This window comes from Mycobacterium lentiflavum (assembly GCF_022374895.2).
Taxonomy (GTDB): domain Bacteria; phylum Actinomycetota; class Actinomycetes; order Mycobacteriales; family Mycobacteriaceae; genus Mycobacterium; species Mycobacterium lentiflavum.
Map to the genome: position 1 here is coordinate 3164817 of NZ_CP092423.2, position 16295 is coordinate 3181111.

Annotated in this window: 10 protein-coding genes; 5 read left to right on the forward strand and 5 right to left on the reverse strand. The window is 64.8% G+C overall.

Annotated elements, in window-relative coordinates:
- Positions 1-232: 232 nt before the first annotated feature.
- The 4 genes from MJO58_RS14865 to MJO58_RS14880 all read left to right on the forward strand — a co-directional run bounded on the left by MJO58_RS14865 (position 233) and on the right by MJO58_RS14880 (position 7963).
- Positions 233-514 (forward strand): hypothetical protein, encoded by a 282-nt coding sequence (locus MJO58_RS14865; RefSeq protein WP_434086373.1) that lies wholly within the window; start codon positions 233-235, stop codon positions 512-514.
- Positions 515-1011: 497 nt separating this feature from the next.
- Positions 1012-3282: a putative bifunctional diguanylate cyclase/phosphodiesterase gene (locus MJO58_RS14870; protein WP_239719871.1), complete on the forward strand. Its 2271-nt coding sequence runs from the start codon at positions 1012-1014 to the stop codon at positions 3280-3282.
- 334 nt (positions 3283-3616) lie between these two features.
- Positions 3617-5707 carry an EAL domain-containing protein gene (locus MJO58_RS14875; protein WP_350355892.1) on the forward strand — a complete coding sequence of 697 codons (2091 nt, stop codon included), beginning with the start codon at positions 3617-3619 and terminating at the stop codon, positions 5705-5707.
- A 228-nt stretch (positions 5708-5935) separates the two neighbouring features.
- On the forward strand, positions 5936-7963 hold the full coding sequence (locus MJO58_RS14880) for a serine/threonine-protein kinase (RefSeq protein ID WP_239719872.1): 2028 nt from the start codon (positions 5936-5938) through the stop codon (positions 7961-7963).
- A 50-nt stretch (positions 7964-8013) separates the two neighbouring features.
- Here MJO58_RS14880 and MJO58_RS14885 read toward each other — a convergent pair whose 3' ends face one another.
- The 5 genes from MJO58_RS14885 to MJO58_RS14905 form a co-directional block, all read right to left on the reverse strand.
- Positions 8014-10104, reverse strand: coding sequence for a xanthine dehydrogenase family protein molybdopterin-binding subunit (locus MJO58_RS14885; protein ID WP_239719873.1), 2091 nt, complete (start codon positions 10102-10104; stop codon positions 8014-8016).
- On the reverse strand, positions 10104-11093 hold the full coding sequence (locus tag MJO58_RS14890) for an FAD binding domain-containing protein (protein WP_239719874.1): 990 nt from the start codon (positions 11091-11093) through the stop codon (positions 10104-10106). The genes MJO58_RS14885 and MJO58_RS14890 overlap by 1 nt, the downstream gene beginning before the upstream one ends.
- Positions 11090-11650 carry a 2Fe-2S iron-sulfur cluster-binding protein gene (locus MJO58_RS14895; protein WP_239719875.1) on the reverse strand — a complete coding sequence of 187 codons (561 nt, stop codon included), beginning with the start codon at positions 11648-11650 and terminating at the stop codon, positions 11090-11092. The genes MJO58_RS14890 and MJO58_RS14895 overlap by 4 nt, the downstream gene beginning before the upstream one ends.
- Positions 11651-11714: 64 nt before the next feature.
- Positions 11715-12272: a VOC family protein gene (locus tag MJO58_RS14900; protein WP_239719876.1), complete on the reverse strand. Its 558-nt coding sequence runs from the start codon at positions 12270-12272 to the stop codon at positions 11715-11717.
- Positions 12273-12504: 232 nt separating this feature from the next.
- The gene (locus MJO58_RS14905; protein ID WP_239719877.1) at positions 12505-15366 is read right to left on the reverse strand and encodes a helix-turn-helix transcriptional regulator; all 2862 of its coding nucleotides are present in this window, start codon (positions 15364-15366) and stop codon (positions 12505-12507) included.
- Between the two features lie 250 nt (positions 15367-15616).
- On the opposite strand from MJO58_RS14905, the gene MJO58_RS14910 reads away from it, so the two are divergent.
- On the forward strand, positions 15617-16234 hold the full coding sequence (locus tag MJO58_RS14910; RefSeq protein ID WP_239719878.1) for a TetR/AcrR family transcriptional regulator: 618 nt from the start codon (positions 15617-15619) through the stop codon (positions 16232-16234).
- Positions 16235-16295 lie beyond the last annotated feature (61 nt).

Here is a 16295-nt window from a genome sequence, read left to right on the forward strand (position 1 = left end):
TGCTCCCCGCTCGGTCGAATGGTCGGCGCCGACGAAGCAATATTAGGAGGGCGCACCGGATGAGCAACCGCTTCTGGCCGATTGAAAAATGACCAGTCGCCTCGCTGCTCGACCTTGCTGTGGCCGCCGAGGACGACGGGGTTGACCGCTATACCCGGGCGCGGTTCTATGATCGATAGACCGCGAGGGGAGACCTGTAGTGAGGAGCGTTTGCCATCTTGCTGCCGTCGGCATGATGACGCTGGCCTCGATGGCGGTCGCGACGATCGCGACGCCGGCGGTGAGTTCGGCCGATTGCCAGGATGGCCAGTGGTGGGATCCGACGGGCAAGGTCTGCCGGCCGCTCGGTGTCGGGCCGCAACCGTTGGCTTGTGATTCGGGTCAGTGGTGGGACCCGACGGCCAATGTGTGTCGCCCGCTCGGCGTCGGGCCGCAACCACTCGCGTGCGACAACGGATGGTGGTGGGATCCGGGCGCTAATGTATGCCGCCCGCCGGTGCTGCCGCCCGGTTGATCCCGCCCGGATCAGGGGTTCGCAGGATCCCAACGGGGTGAGCGGTCGGAAACAAACCTTCGGCTGCGACACCCTGTACGGAATGACCGAATTCCGCTGCGCTGCAACGGCATCCCGCTGTGGTACCCCATCGACCATCGAATTGCGGATAACACCCGCCGAAGTCGATCTGGGTGAATTCAGGTAGTCGATTTAGACTCCGATGGAGCCGGATGTATTTGTGGCCGCGGCAATCGACCGGAAGCAGCGCGCAGGCCAAGCCGTGCGTTGGAACGAACGCTCGCTCTAAGCGTCCCGCCACGCTGACCGTTAACCGCCAGCGGAACCGGCCTGTAACACCGAGGCGCTGCGACGGAATTGCGAGCGCAGAAATTCAATACTGGCTAACCAATTTGCGATTGAACACCCAGAGATGCCAAATCAGCCATACCGGTTTCGGCCGTCGAAATAATCTGCAAGGATATTGAGCTTCAACGCCGCGGGCTGGAGGGGGCGCGTTGTCGTTTCAGGGGCGTCGCCTGCAGTTAGGGCTATCTGCCGTCGTGGTCGCCGCGGCGGCGTTCAACGCGCTGAACCTGTGGGGACTGGCGACGGCGCAACGGGTGCAGTTTGTCCTCGAAGCAGCGCTGTGTGTTGGCGCGTTACTCGTGGGGCTCATCGTTGTGGCCCGGGTATCCGGCCTGTCACGGTGGTGGCGACTATCCCTTCTGGCAGCGATAGCCACCTTTCTGAGCGCCGAATCTCTCGCGCAGCCGGCGAGGGGCGCCGGTGGAACCGCACCAGAGCCTGCCGTCGTCGGCTACTTCGTCGCCGGCCTCTTGTTCTGCGCGGCGATGCTGCTCCTCGTTCGCGCTGGCCGTTATCACGACGACGCTCCCAAACGAGTGCGCGGCTGGGCGGCAGTCGTCACGACCATTCTCGACGGACTGGTGAGCACGCTGGCGTTTTGCCACCTGGTGTACGTCGCCCGCTTGGGCGCCGAGCACGGCGCCGCGCTGCCGCGGTCAACGAACACCGAGGTCGTATGGGGGATCGCCGGCGTGGAGCTCGTCACGGTGGTGGGCGCGGTTCTCCTGGCCATGTGGTATCCGCCCTACCGGCCGGGACGGGCGAACTACATGCTGCTCGCGGCCGCCGTCATCACGCTGGCCTCCTCGGACAGGCTGCTCGCCTACCTTCGAAGCGTCGGTGTCACCACGCTGGATCTGTGGGTCGGCATCGGATTCGTCATGGCCCCGCTGTTGGTCGCGTGGAGCTTGCTCGTACTACCTCCGAGGCCCCGCCCTCACGACGACGAACAGACCACGAACTGGGCACGGCTCACCCTGCCCTATGTGGGCTTCATGGGCAGCACCGCTCTGCTCACGTTTCAAGTGCTGGTCGGACGAGGGATCGACGCACTATTCGCCAGCACCTATTTGGCTATGGCGTTGCTCGTCGCGACCCGCTACGTGGTGGCGATGCAGGTGCAGCGGATGCTGACCGCACAGCTCGTTGACGCCAAACGCCGGCTGGCCTATCAGGCTCACCACGACGCACTGACCGGGCTACCCAATCGATTGCTGTTGGCCGAGCGGCTGGACGACGCGATCCGGGACGGCCCGTTCGTCTTGATCTTCGTCGACATCGACGACTTCAAAGATGTCAATGACCGATTCGGGCACGCGGCCGGCGACGAGTTGCTGTGCGCAATCAGCGCGCGCCTACAAAATTGCCTCGGCCCACCCGACACGCTGGCACGTATCGGGGGAGACGAGTTCGCCATCCTCACTGCCAGCGCTGTCGACGCACCGGAGCTGATCGCCGACCAGCTCCGGGTCGCTCTCCGAAGTCCGTTCTCGGTGCATGGCACTTCGGTGCGGGTGCGAGCAAGCATGGGCCTAGTCAGCCCCGGCTGCGACGAGGGTGCGCCGACCTCCGACGATCTGCTCAGGCAAGCTGACATCTCGATGTACACCGGAAAGCGGCTGGGTAAAGACACGGCCGTGGTGTACCGCCCGGCGTTCAGCGTTTCGGAGGATTTTACGACCGCGCTGCGTCAAGCGAATGGCGCTGTCCCGCAAGGCTTTCAGCTCAAGTATCAGCCCGTGGTGGCCCTCCCAGACGGCACACCGGTCGCGGTGGAGGCACTCGCCCGGTGGACGGCACCAAGCGGGATACAGATTCCTCCTCAAACCTTCGTCGCGCTGGCTGAAGCCAACGGCATGGGGGCCCAACTGGATGCCCTGGTACTCGATCAGGCCTGCGCGCAGATCCAAGCCGCGGGCCTCGACCTGGACGTTCACGTCAACATCGGTGCCGCGCGGCTCGGAAGCGTCGATTTCGAACGTGTCATCAGCCGCATTCTCGCGCGGCATGGGCTATCGCCACATCGACTCGTCTTGGAGATCACCGAGACCGTCCCCATTGTTGATCTCGCCGATGGAGCGGCCGCTATCAGACGTCTGAACGAACGAGGCATCCGAGTGGCGTTGGACGATTTCGGCACCGGGTACAACTCGCTGACCTACCTGCATGAGCTGCCGGTGCAAATCGTCAAGCTCGACCGAGGACTCGCGGCGGGCGTCGAACCGGAACGAAACCTCACGCTCTACCGGTCGGTCATCGGCTTGTGCGAAGCGCTGGGGCTCAAGGTAATCGCCGAAGGGATCGAAACCGCTGACCAGGCGGACACGGTATTCATGGCCGGATGCGGGTTGGCACAAGGCTATTTGTTCGGGGTCGCATCCGGGCTAACCGATTTGGCCATATCTTCAACCAGACACTGAATACTGTTGCTGCACAATAATATTGCCGAATTCCTGGACGAATCTGTCTGAGACTGCTGGATGGACGCCGACCGCTCGGCGGTCCCACGGTGCCAAACCCATTGCTAAACAACGAGATAGGATTAGAACTGGCGTCGGGCGGGGGATAGTGGAATCTGACGAAGCTTTCTGAGCTACACGGCCGATAAATCGCTCTGCTGCCCAATAGAACTCGGGCTGCAATCACGCGCCCAAATCCATAGGGTTCGACCGCGTGCCGGATTACCATATCGCTATGGGGGCCGAAGGGCAGGGTGTGCACCCAGCGAGAGACGGACCGGCTGATTCTGAGGAGTTGGTTCGAACCCTCTTGGGTCTGTTGCGGCGTCGCCTAGGCCTAGATACGGCGTGGATCGCGTCGTTTTACCAAGGGATGCAAGTATTCGAGGTGATCGACGGCGACACCGACGCCTTGGGTGTCTCGCCCGGCGACCGATCATCGTTGACTGGGTCGTATAGCGTCCGCGTGATCGATGGGCGGCTGCCCGCCGTCATCCCAGACACGTCCGCCGACAAAACCGCCTCCGTTCTGCCCAGAACGCACAAATTGGGTCTGGGCGCTTATGTAGGCGTACCCCTGCTCGGCCCGAACGGCTCGACCGTCGGAATGGTGGGTGCGGTCAGCCGGGAGGCGAAGCCGCATCTTGCCGATGTCGACTTACGAATTGTCAACAAAATGGCCGACCTCATCGGCGCCTTGATGGAATTACCGGTGGCCTCGACGAAGATCCACGCCGAGCAGCGCGAGGGGATCCGCCGAGTGGTGGCCGAACGCGATTTCGAGGTCGTCTTCCAAGCGGTGCACGATGTCTCGACCGGCAAGGTTGTCGGCGTCGAAGCGCTCGCGCGCTTCCCGTGCGAACCATTTCGCCCCGATCTGGTTTTCGGTCAGGCGGCCCTGTTGGGGTTGGACATCGAATTGGAGACTTCGGTCATCGCACGCATCCTGTCGCTGCTGCCGCAGCTGCCCGAAGATGGGTTCGTCGCGGTGAACATCTCTCCATCGGCGGTGCTGCTGACGCCGTGGACCGAGCTGCTCGCCGAGGTCGATCCGTCACGTCTGGTGCTCGAAATCACCGAGCACGATGCGGTCGAGAACTACGACGCTCTCGACGAGGTGCTCGAAGCATGCCGGGCACGCGGTATGCGGGTGGCGGTCGATGACGTGGGTGCCGGCTTCTCCTCGTTTTCTCACGTGCTGGAGTTGGCACCAGAATTCATCAAGATCGATCAGTCGATCACTCGCAACATCGATGCCGACGACGCGCGTCGTCGACTGGCTCAATCCATTGCCGAATTCGCGGCGCAGATCGGCGCGACCGTAATCGCCGAAGGCGTGGAGAGCCAGGGCGAATTGGACGCCATAAGTGCTGCCGGCATCCCCTGGGCGCAGGGCTACCACCTCAGCAGGCCCCAGTCCCACACGCACGGTTTTGCGGCCTGCGGTGCCGTCGCCGAATCGGTCGATCGGTCCTTCGCTGTTTTCGACCTGCTCGGAGAACGACGGTTCGAGCTGGCGCTGACGCATTCACCCATCGGTATGGCCGTCGTCGGCCTCGATGGGTCGTTCCAGCGCACCAATCGGGCGCTGCGGACAATACTCGGCTACAGCCGAAAGGCATTGGCAGAACTTACCTTCCAGGAGATCACCCACCCCGAGGACCTGGATGCCGACTTGGCTCTGCTCGCCGAGTGCCTCGCGGGCCGCCGCCGCAGTTACCGCATAGACAAGCGCTACATCGCCGCCGATGGACGCATCGTGTGGTGTGATCTCACCGCCGTGCTCGTGCAAGGCCATCGCAACCAGCCTCGTTGCTTCGTCTCACAAATCCTCGACGTCACCGCGGATCGCATGCGAGAGGCCGAGTTGGCCCGCCAAGCCACCACCGACACCCTGACGAAAATTGCCAACCGCTCCGCGGCGTGGAGCCAGCTCGAGCAACTCGACGCGGCCGACAACGGCTACGGCATCCTGTTCTGCGACATCGAGCAATTCAAATCCATCAACGATCGATGCGGCCACCGAGCCGGCGACGAACTGTTGATCGAGGTCGCCGACCGCCTACTCGCGGCCATCGGAGACGATGACCTCGTCGCCCGCTGGGGTGGCGACGAATTCCTGGTTATCACCGACGCCATCGACGAGCGCGCCCTCACGCTCCTCACCAACCGCATAACAGACCGGGTGCAAAGGACTCCGATCACGCTCGCCGACGGCACAGCGCTCGCTATCGTCCTAACGATCGGCTCCGCAGCACACCGACCGGGAGATGGCCGATCCATAGATGCTGTCCTTGAGCGCGCCGATCAGGCCATGTATGAGCAGCGGCGCAGCCAAACCGGTGTCTTTCGCCTCACAGCCGGTAAACCCGGCCCTCGCTCTTGATGATGTAATCCTACTGTGGGACAGCATCTTTAGCGGTAAAAATTGGAGAAGCATCAGCCCAATCGATGTATTATTCTGCGCCTCAACATAATTGATGGTATTCCGGAATCCAACGGTGACATCCCTCCATCTTCATTTATGCGCGACGCCGACGTCGCAACGGTTGCTGGTCTGCCGTACCGGCGGTGGACTATTGTGTTGCTGAATTGCAGCTGTCGGGAGGTTTCGGTGGAAGGGACCCCGTTCGGCCGGTACCGCCTAATCACTTTGCTCGGCCAAGGCGGCATGGGGGAGGTCTGGCGAGCCTATGACACCGTCACCGATCGGATAGTCGCGCTGAAAGTCCTCCCAGCGCATTTTGCTGCTGACAGGACGTTTCAACAGCGATTCCGTCGCGAGGCCCACGCAGCGGCACGATTGAACAACCCCCACGTGGTGCCGATTCACACCTACGGCGAGATCGACGGGCGGCTATTCGTGGACATGCGGCTGATCGAGGGCCGCGACCTGGCATCGGCGCTGGCCTCCGCGGCGATGTCGCCGGCACGCGCGGTGCACATCGTCGAACAGGTGGCCCAAGCCGTTTACGCCGCACACAAGATTGGATTGGTTCACCGAGATATCAAGCCTTCCAACATCTTGCTCGATGAGCACGACTTTGCGTATCTGATCGATTTCGGGATCGCGCGCGTTGTGGGCGAGACCGGTTTGACCGGGACGGACGCGGTGGTAGGCACGCTGCGCTACATGGCGCCGGAGCGCTTCAAAGTCGGTCAGGCTGATGCACGCTCGGACATCTACGCGCTTGCCTGCGTGCTCTATGAGTGCTTGACGGGAGGCGCCCCATTTCCGGGTGACAGCATCGAGCAACAAGTGGCCGGGCACCTGTCGACCCCGCCGCCGCGACCGTCCGACTCCGGCGCGCCGCCGGCGTTCGATGCGGTCATCGCGACCGGCATGGCCAAGGACCCTGAGCAGCGCTACTCCACCCCGATGGATATGGCACGCGCCGCCCGCGATGCGATCACGGTGCCATTACGCGCGCCGGACCCAGATGTACAGTCGCACACCGTCACTGCTGTCGCGCCCACAGCGGCGGCCTCCTGGCCGAGCGAAGCAACGCAGCCCGTGCAGAAACCATCGCACCGCGAGCCGTCGCAGGCCATGGTGGAGAAGCGCAAACGCGCCAAACGGCCATGGGTAGTCGCCGCGGTGATCGCGGTGCTGGCGGTGTCCGGGGGCGCGAGCGTATACCTCCTGCGCACCCACACATCCACGACCGGGTCTACGCCGACGACAACGGCCGGGCCGCCGCCGTCCGCGCCGAGCGAGGGAGGCACGCCCAGTGCGGGCGCGACGGCTGTGCCGAGTGCTCCGCCTACAATCGCCGCCTCGATACGGGTAGGCAATGGCGCCTTCGGCGTCGCGGTTGACTCCGCCGGACACAGGGCGTACGTCGCGAACACCGGTGCCAACTCCGTCTCGGTGGTCGATACCGCCAGCCGCACAGTCACGGCCACCATCGCTGTGGGACGCCACCCGGTGGGTGTTGCCGTGGATCCGTCGACCCGAACCGTCTACGTCACAAACTTCGATGACTCCTCGGTGTCGGTCATCGACACCGCCAGCGGTTCGGTTGTCGCCCGAATAGGCGTCGGTAGCCATCCGGGCGGAGTAGTGGTCGACCCGGATGCCCCGATCGCCTATGTCACTAACGGTGATAGCGCATCGGTTTCAGTCATCGACGCACTAACGCATACCGTGACCGCGACGGTGCCGACCGGAAAAGGCCCAAGCCGCGTCGCCATCGATCGGACCGCGCACCGCTTGTTTGTCACCACGACCGATCCAACCGTGACGGTCGTCGACACCACGAATCGATCCGTCATCGGTTCAGTCGCGCTTCGCGTCCACCCAGCCGGTATCGCCATCGATTCCGCATCGCACACCGCTTATATCGCCAGCGGCGATGATGCATCGGTGTCCTTCGTCGACACCATCAGCCTCGGCGTCACCGCGAGTGTGCCCGTCGGGCAACGCCCCGCGGGTGTAGCGGTGGACCCGCCGACAAACACGGCGTACGTGGCCAACTACAGCGGCGGGTCTGTGTCGGTGGTCGACACCACTCGGCGCATCGTCACCGGAATCCTTGCCGTCGGCAATAATCCGCTCGCCATCGCCGTCGACCCGAGCACGCACTTCGCCTACGTCAGCAGCGACCTGAACTACGGCTCGTTGACAGTGATCCAACGCTGACGTTGGGGAGCGCTTGCGGCCACGTCCGCGCCGACTCGACCCCGCTGTCTCTAGATGACGTTTACCTTTTCGCAGGTAATGGGCAGGTCGCGGACCCGCACACCGGTAGCGTGAAAAACGGCATTGGCCACCGCCGCGGCCGAGCCGACGATGCCGATCTCACCGGCGCCGCGCGAACCCATCGGGTTGGAGTGCTCGTCGACGCTGTCGAGCCAGAGGGCATCGATCTCCGGGATGTCGGCGTGACTGCTGATGTGGTACCCGGCGAAGTCTTGGGTGACCACGTGTCCGAACCGATGGTCTCGGACACTTTCCTCGTGCAGCGCCATCGATAGACCCATGGTCATGCCTCCGATGAGTTGTGAACGCAAAGTCGTCGGATTGATCACCCGCCCGACGGAGAACACACCGAGCATCCGCGACACGCGGATTTCGCCGGTGTGGCGGTTGACCCGTGCCTCGGCGAATTGCGCTCCGAACGAATACATCCCGTAGTGCTCCGCAGCGTCATTGTCCGGCTGCTCGGTGAGCGTGCTCGCCCCGACCGCGGGCGTGATGCCGTGTTCACGGCGGAAGGCAGCCGCGGCAGCGCAGATGGTCGCGCCCCAGGAGCTGAGACCGGAAGAAGCGCCTTCCACCGAGGCCGCAGGCAGGTCGGTGTCACCGATCTGCAGATCGACGGCATGGAAGTCCACGCCGAGGGCGTCGGCCGCGATCTGGGTCAGCGTGGTCCAGGTGCCCGTGCCGATGTCGGCTGCCCCGATCTGAACGGCGAAACAGCCCGGGGACGTGTGGGCGATTCTCGCGCAGTTGCCGGGCATGCGCTTGGCGGGATACGTCGCCGAAGCAACGCCAGTTCCGATCAGCCATTCGCCCTGTTGACGTCGCCGCGGCGCGGGGTCGCGAGGCGTCCAGCCGAATCGTTCGGCGCCTGTCTGCAAGCAGTCGACCAGACGCCGGTCGGACCAGGGGTTGCCGTTCTCGGGATCGACCGGGGGCTCGTTGCGCACGCGCAGTGCGATCGGATCCAGACTGCAGGCCGCCGCAAGCTCGTCCATCGCGGCTTCCAAGGCGAAGGCGCCGGGGCACTCACCCGGGGCGCGCATCCAGAACGGGACGGCGACGTCGCGCTTGACCAGTCGATGGGTGGTCGCGCGGGTGCCGGCCGCATACATCATCCGAGTCAGCACCCCGGTCTGCTCGGCGTATTCCTTGACGGCCGAGGTTTGTTCCAGAACATCGTGGGTGATCGCGGTCAGCTTGCCGTCGCGGCGGGCGCCCAGTCGGATGCGTTGGATGGTCGGTGTGCGGTAACCGACGAGAGCGAACATCTGCTGGCGGGTCAGGGCAAGCTTGACATGACGGCCGGGGACGCGCTGTGCGGCCATGACGGCCAGCACGTTATGGGAATGAGGCGCGCCTTTAGAGCCGAATCCGCCACCGACGTATTTGCCGACGACGCGGATCTGGTCCTTGTCCAAACCGAACGCGGTGGCCATCCGCTCGCGCACGACGTGCACGCCCTGGGTGGCGTCGTGCAGTGTCAGTCGGGGTCCGTGCGCTTCCCATAACGCGATGGTGGCGTGCGGCTCCATCGGACTGTTGTGTTCCAGGGGAGTCGTGTAGATCTGGTCGATCACCACCTCGGCCGCCCCGAGCTCGGCCTCGACGTCGCCGTCGCGAGTGTCGGTGACGTAACCGCCGTTGATGCCGTCGGGAGCGTAGGTATCCGGGTCGTCGCGGCGAAGCTCGGTGTTGTGGCGCGCGCTGTCGTAGTCGACGTGGACGAGACGCGCTGCCAGGCGCGCGATTTCAGCTGTTTCGGCGACCACACCCCCGATGATCTGTCCCCGATAATGCACCTGCTCGTCCTGCAGAATGGTCAGGTCACCGTCGGAGATGTCGGCCAGCGCAGGCGCATCGAAGACGGTCAGGACCGCCTGGACGCCGTCGAGCGCGTGCGCCTGCGTCGTGTCCATCCTCGTGATGCGGCCACGTGCGATGGTGGCCTGCAACGGAACTAGGTACAGCGGTGCTTCGACCCGGTATTCGTAGGCGTACGGCGCGGTCCCGGTGACCTTCGCGGGCCCGTCCACGCGGGCAATTCGGGCGCCAATGGCCCGAGGCTGCAGTGCGGTCATTATTGGTGCCCCCGTGTCACTGAGGTGAGCGTCGCGACGATGGCGCGGCGGGTCAGATCGACCTTGAAGGCGTTGCCGGCCAACGGCATTGCGTATCGCAGCTCGGCGTCGGCGGCACGGCGGAAGATCTCCTCGGCCGCAGGTTCACCGGTGAGCGCCCCCTCAACTCGAGTGGCGCGCCACGGCTGGTGGGCCACGCCCCCGAGGGCAATCCGAGCCGACTGCACGACACCGCCCACGACGACGACTTCAGCGGCCACCGAGGTGAGCGCGAAGGCATAGGACGCGCGGTCGCGGACTTTGAGGTAAGTGGAGCGGGCACCGGCGGGCGGACGCGGAATTTCCACGGCCGTGATCAGGGCTCCGGCGGGCAGGGTGGTGTCGCGGTCGGGTCGGTCACCTGGCAACCGGTAGAACTGGGCCAGGGCCAGACGGTGTTCACCGCTGGAATCGACATACACCACCTGCGCATCGAGGGCGGCCATCGCAACCGCCATGTCCGACGGGTGAACGGCGACGCAGTGTTCGGATGCCCCGAGGATGGCGTGGTAGCGCAGATAGCCGCCGATGGCCGAGCAACCAGTACCGGGAACGCGCTTGTTGCACGGCGTGGTGAGGTCCTGGAAGTACACACAGCGGGTGCGCTGCAACAGGTTTCCCGCGGTGGTGGCCAGGTTGCGCAGCTGACCCGACGCCGCCGAGAGCAAGGCGCGGGCCAGCATCGGGTAAGTGCTGCGCACCAGCGGGTGAGCCGCAAGATCGCTGTTGCGGACCTCGGCTCCGATGCGCACGCCCCCGTCGGGTAGCGACTCGACGTCACCGAGGGGCAGGTGGGTGACATCGACGACGACGGCGGGTGCAACGATGCCGAGCTTCATGTGGTCGACAAGGTTGGTGCCGCCACCCAGATACACCGCGTTCGCACGGGCGGCGACGGTGGCGACCGCGTCGGCGACACTGGTCGCGCGGTGGAAGTCCAAAGGCATCATCGCCCGACCGCCTTGACTGCAGCCACGATGTTGGCATAGGCGCCGCAGCGGCATAAGTTGCCACTCAGACGTTCCCGTATCTCGGCGTCGGTGAACTCCGGCGCACGTGAGATGTCCTCGGTGACGTAGCTGGGGGCGCCCGCTTTAAGTTCGTCGAGCATACCCACCGCCGAGCAGATCTGTCCGGGCGTGCAGTAGCCGCACTGGAACCCGTCGTGCTCGACGAAGGCCCGCGCGAGGGGGTGCAGTGCGTCGCCGTCGCCGAGCCCGGCGGCGGTGACGATCACCGCGCCGTCATAAGCGACTGCCAGTGCCAGACACGTCACGACACGGCGACCATCGAGCAACACAGTGCACGCCCCGCACTGACCATGATCGCAACCTTTCTTGGGCGCGGTGACGCCCAATTCCTCGCGCAGCAGGTCCAGCACGGTAGTGCGGTTGTCGACGACCACGCGATGGTCGGTGTCGTCGACCCGGATCCTGATCTCGGTGTGGCCGCCGGCGTGTGATGACCGTGGTGGCCCCGCCGGCGTCGGTTGCTCTCGAACGGCCATTCCTGAATTCCCTCCCAGCGGAGCGTTATTGGGCCCCTACCGAACACCCCACCCCGGCATGTGTTCAGAGTTGATGTGCGCCGGCCTTCTTGTTCGATTGCGCCAGCGCGCTCCAGATGTGGCATGTGCTATGCGAATAGATCTCCACGATATTGCCGAACGGATCCTCGCAGTAGCACACGTAGAAGCTCGCCCCGGGAGCGAATTCCCATACCGCACTGCGCTTCCGCCCGCCCGTGTCGGCGATCCGCTGCGCCAACCCCTCGACGTCGGGGTCGACCACACAGAAGTGAAAGGTGCCGGTCTTGCGAAGATAGAACTGAGTGTTCTCGTCAGCACTGCGCTGGTCCGGCTTGGGGTCGGAGAACTCGAAGAGTTCCAGTCCCACACCGTTTCCGGCGTCCATCATCGCGATCTTCCCACTCACCACATGCGGACCGAGCATGTCGGCGACCAGTCCGCCAAAATACCCCTCGCCCGCGGTGTACTCCTGAGGCTCATGCAGGAGTTGGAATCCGAGGATGCGTTGATACCAGTCGATGGCCGCCTGCGCGTCAGTGACCGTAATGCCGACGTGCGTGATGGTCCGCGGCTGCTGCGGCAGCGATGTGGCTTGAGTCATGAGTCCTCCATTGCATCGACTTACATTCGGGAGTGCGTCCCCTCCTGGCGTGGCGACGTCGGTGGGTCGACAAACTCAGAGTCGCACCCATCGGCTCACCCCTGCCATCGCATGCCGGGCCATATTTAAGGGGGCATTCCCGAAGTCGATTCGGCCCGTGGCCGTCAGGGCACGTGCCGTCGGCTAGGTATTTACCGCGCGCGACTCGAACCGGTGGTGCTCGACGTGCCCCTCACACTGCGCGCAAACCCGAACTTTGCCGCGCCGATCGGGTCGGGCGCCGTTTGACTGCCGCCACGCGTTTCAACTCGGTGCGCGAGTTGACGCCCAGCTTGCTGTAGACGTGCCGCAGGTGGGTGTTTACAGTATGCGGCGACAACGAAAGTCTCTGGGCAACTTCGGGGTTGGAGGCACCTTCGATCACGAGTTCGGCCACTCGGAGCTCCGCGGGGGTTAGGCTCTCCCAGCCCGTCTTCGCTCTGGTGCGAACGATGCGTCGGCTCACGCCGAAGTCGTGGAGGCTGCGTGCGGTGCGCCGGGCGTCACCCACGGCACCGTGCGCGCTGTACACATCGAATGCTTGGCTGAGGGTGTCGGCGGCGGCATCACGCTGGTCTGCGTCGCGCAGCAACTGCCCGAGGTCCTCCAGAGCCGCGGCGTGCAGCATCGGCCGTTCAGCGGTGCTCAAGGTGTTGACCGCCCCGGCGAGCGACGCGACATCGCGCTCGAGGAGCCCGCGCACGTACTGAGCGACACCGGATAACAAGGGAGCGCGGGGATTTTCCCTCTCCAGGACGTCGAGCGTCATCCCAGCATGGCGGTGCGCGACTTCGTCGCCGGTGGCTGCCGCCAGTCGGGCGGTCAGCACCACGTTATCGAAGTCCGTCGGCCACAACGGAAGGGGCAACAACGGTGCCTTTTGTCCCAGATGCCTGACGGCGCTGGTCAGGTCCCCTCGGTACCAGGCGGCGCGGGCCAGAACACAACGCGCACGCACCCGAGCCGAATCGGTACAGCCATCTTGGGCCACGCCACGAGCGGCGCTGCTGGTGTGCCTGATGAGGGTCTTGTCGTCAAGGTGGACCGCGACAAGGGCCAGGTGGGTCAGCGCTACGACATCGGCGACCACGTAGTCATGAGCGCCGACCGTCTGCACGTGAGGCGCGAACGCGGCTCGCGCTTGGCCCAACTGGCCCGCCGCGGCGTCGCACATGGCCTGGATCATGTCGAGTAGCTGGACGGTGGACGTCTTGCGCTCCGCCTCGGCGACCGCTCGGTTCACCGCGACGATGGCGGTCGCGTCCTCAAGTCGACCCAGCGCTGCCAACACCATCGAGCAGTATCGAGTTGCCGCCTGCCCGGCCGACGAGGAGGCACCAAGCCGCGCCGAGCCGGCCATCACGTCGTCGCAGATTGCCGACGCGCGCCGTCCGTATCCGGTCGCCAGTTCGACGGCCGCCACTGTCGTTTTGGCCAGCGTCTCGGTCTCGACGTCATCGAGGCGTGCCAGTTGTTCGAGCGCTTCGCGTGCGACAGGACCTGCCGCCAGCTGACCGTCGAGCATCATGGTGGAGGCAAGCCAGGCCTGGTTTCGTGCGCGCGTCACGGGGGCAAGGTCCGGCAGCGTCAAGACTGAGCGGTTCTCTGCAGCCCGGTGTTGTGGCCAGCGCGTCGGCAGCATCGACAGACTGACGCGGATGTCGGCTTCGGCCTGAGGCGGCAGGTCACCCGAGAGGGCCCGCGCCGCCATCGCCTCGGCCTCGTCAAATCGGGAGGCTCGAATCAAAAGTTCGACGTTCTCGGCCAGTAGCGCCGCGCGCAGCGCGGGCTCACATCCGGCCAGTTCGAGGGCTCGCAGGGCGATGTCCGCCGCGCCCGAGCAGTCGGCTCGCGCCAGTGACCGTGCTGCCGACCGCAATGATGCCACGGCGGCGAGGTCGCCGACTTCGGCGCTGCGCGCCAACTGTGGCGCCACGTCTTCGGGCACGGCCCCCAGGTCAAGCAGAACGTCGGCCGATTCGCGTTCCAACGCGCGGCGCAGCGACTCCGGCAGTGTGTCGCGCGCGGCGCTTCGAAGCAGATCGTGCCGGAACTTCAAAAGCTCCTCATCGCCGATGAGCAGATCCGCGCGCACGGCTTCGGTAATCGCACCGACCAGCTCGGCGGGTCGCCGATCGAGCATCCTGGCCAACAGTGTGACCGAAAACCGTTCGGGGAGAATCGATGCCAGCCCGACAAGTTCACGAGTCATCGGGTTCAGGCTGTCCAGACGTTTCTCCATCGTGGTGACCATGCGCCGTGGCAGCGTCGGGCCGATCGCGGATGCCCGCCCGCCCGCAAATTGAATTCGATTGTCCTCCCGCAGGCCGTGCAGCAGTTCGATGACGAGAAACGGATTACCCGTCGCTTGGGCAGCAAGCTGCGACAGCGAGTCATCGACGCTGCTGCCCAAAATGTCGGAGACGATGCCGGCGGCCGCGACGACGTCCACGGGTGGCAACAGCAAATGGGCGGCGTGGGCCACCCCGCCGGCGCCAAGCGCTTGGACCGCGTCGCGAATCGCCGCACCGCACGTTCCGTTCCGGGTGGTAAGCGCCCACAGGACGGGCGCGTCCGCCAATGCCGCCATTAACAGGCGCAGCGCAGTGACCGTACCCGCGTCCGCAAGGTGAGCGTCGTCGATGGCGATCATCAACGGCGTCGCCCGCGCCGTCTCGGCGATGGCCGACTGCAGCTCGCGCACCACCCAGTAACGCAAGTCGGCGACCGAACCCAGCGCACGCAGCGCGTCGGCGTCACCGACCGGCGGATCAGCTGCCAACGTGGCACTGAACAGGGGAGCGAACGGCACCGCGCGTTGGTGTTCGGTCGCGGTGGCCGACAGGAGGCGCCCGCCGTGCGACACGGTGCGCTCACCGCACTCGCGGAGCAGACGCGTCTTGCCGATCCCCGGCGGACCGTCGATCAAAACTACCGAGCCCCGCCCGCCTGCCAGGCGCTCGACAAGGGTATCGATGACGGCCAGTTCGCGCGACCGGCCACGGACGGGCAGAACTTCCAGAGCGGTCACGCATCGGGACTCGTGAGCTGCCATGGCTTCCTTGGGAACGGGGCGGGCCCATCGAGGACACTCGCTATAGCATCACTATAGCGACTGAACATTTTCTCTACTAGCTGAAGCTACTGTCGAGTAGTATGACGGTCACTTGAATCAATTGAGCACCACTGCGCCGTCTGTTACGATCCGGGGTCTATGAGTCCCCTAACAGTCGCCGATGACTGACGAGGAACCGACCGCTGCGCCACCGCGATCTCGTCGGGACGAATACGCCGAGCAGACGCGAATGGCCGTGATCGACGCCGCCAGAAAGCTGTTCGCTAAACGCGGCTACTTCAATTGCACCATCAACGAAATCGCAGACGCCAGCCGCGTCTCGGCGGGTACCGTGTATGCGCAGTGCGGCGGCAAGCAAGGGCTGCTGAAGTCCCTCATGGACATTTGGACTACCGCACCCCTGGTCCAGGAAACGCTCGATCGAATTGGCGCCACCGAATCTCTCGACGAGTTCCTCGACGTTCTCGGTGACTCCTATTTCCAGTTCTATCGGCGTTTCGACGATATCGTCCAAATCGTCGTCACCACGGCGGCGCATGACGGCGAAGCGGCGGCCGCACTCATCGAGGCAACCCATCGTCATCGGTCCGCGCTACACGAAATCGCACGTAAAGCACGGGCATTGGGGGGCTGCCCTGCTGATTTCTCGGACGACGACTTCGCTGACATTGTGCTGTACCACTACGGCCCGCAGAATGGCTTCCACTTCACGGTGAAGGTGCTCGGGTGGCCCGAGCAGCGTGCACGCGCCTGGATCAGCGGGCAGCTTGCTCATGCTCTACAACGAGGCCCGACGGCCGTTACCGAGGCGCCGCCGGCGCGTGGAGTCAAGCACCACAAACGCTAGCCCGCCCGATAGGGTGGCGCGCCCGCACCGCCGCGTCCTTAAAAACTGCACGGCAGGCGTG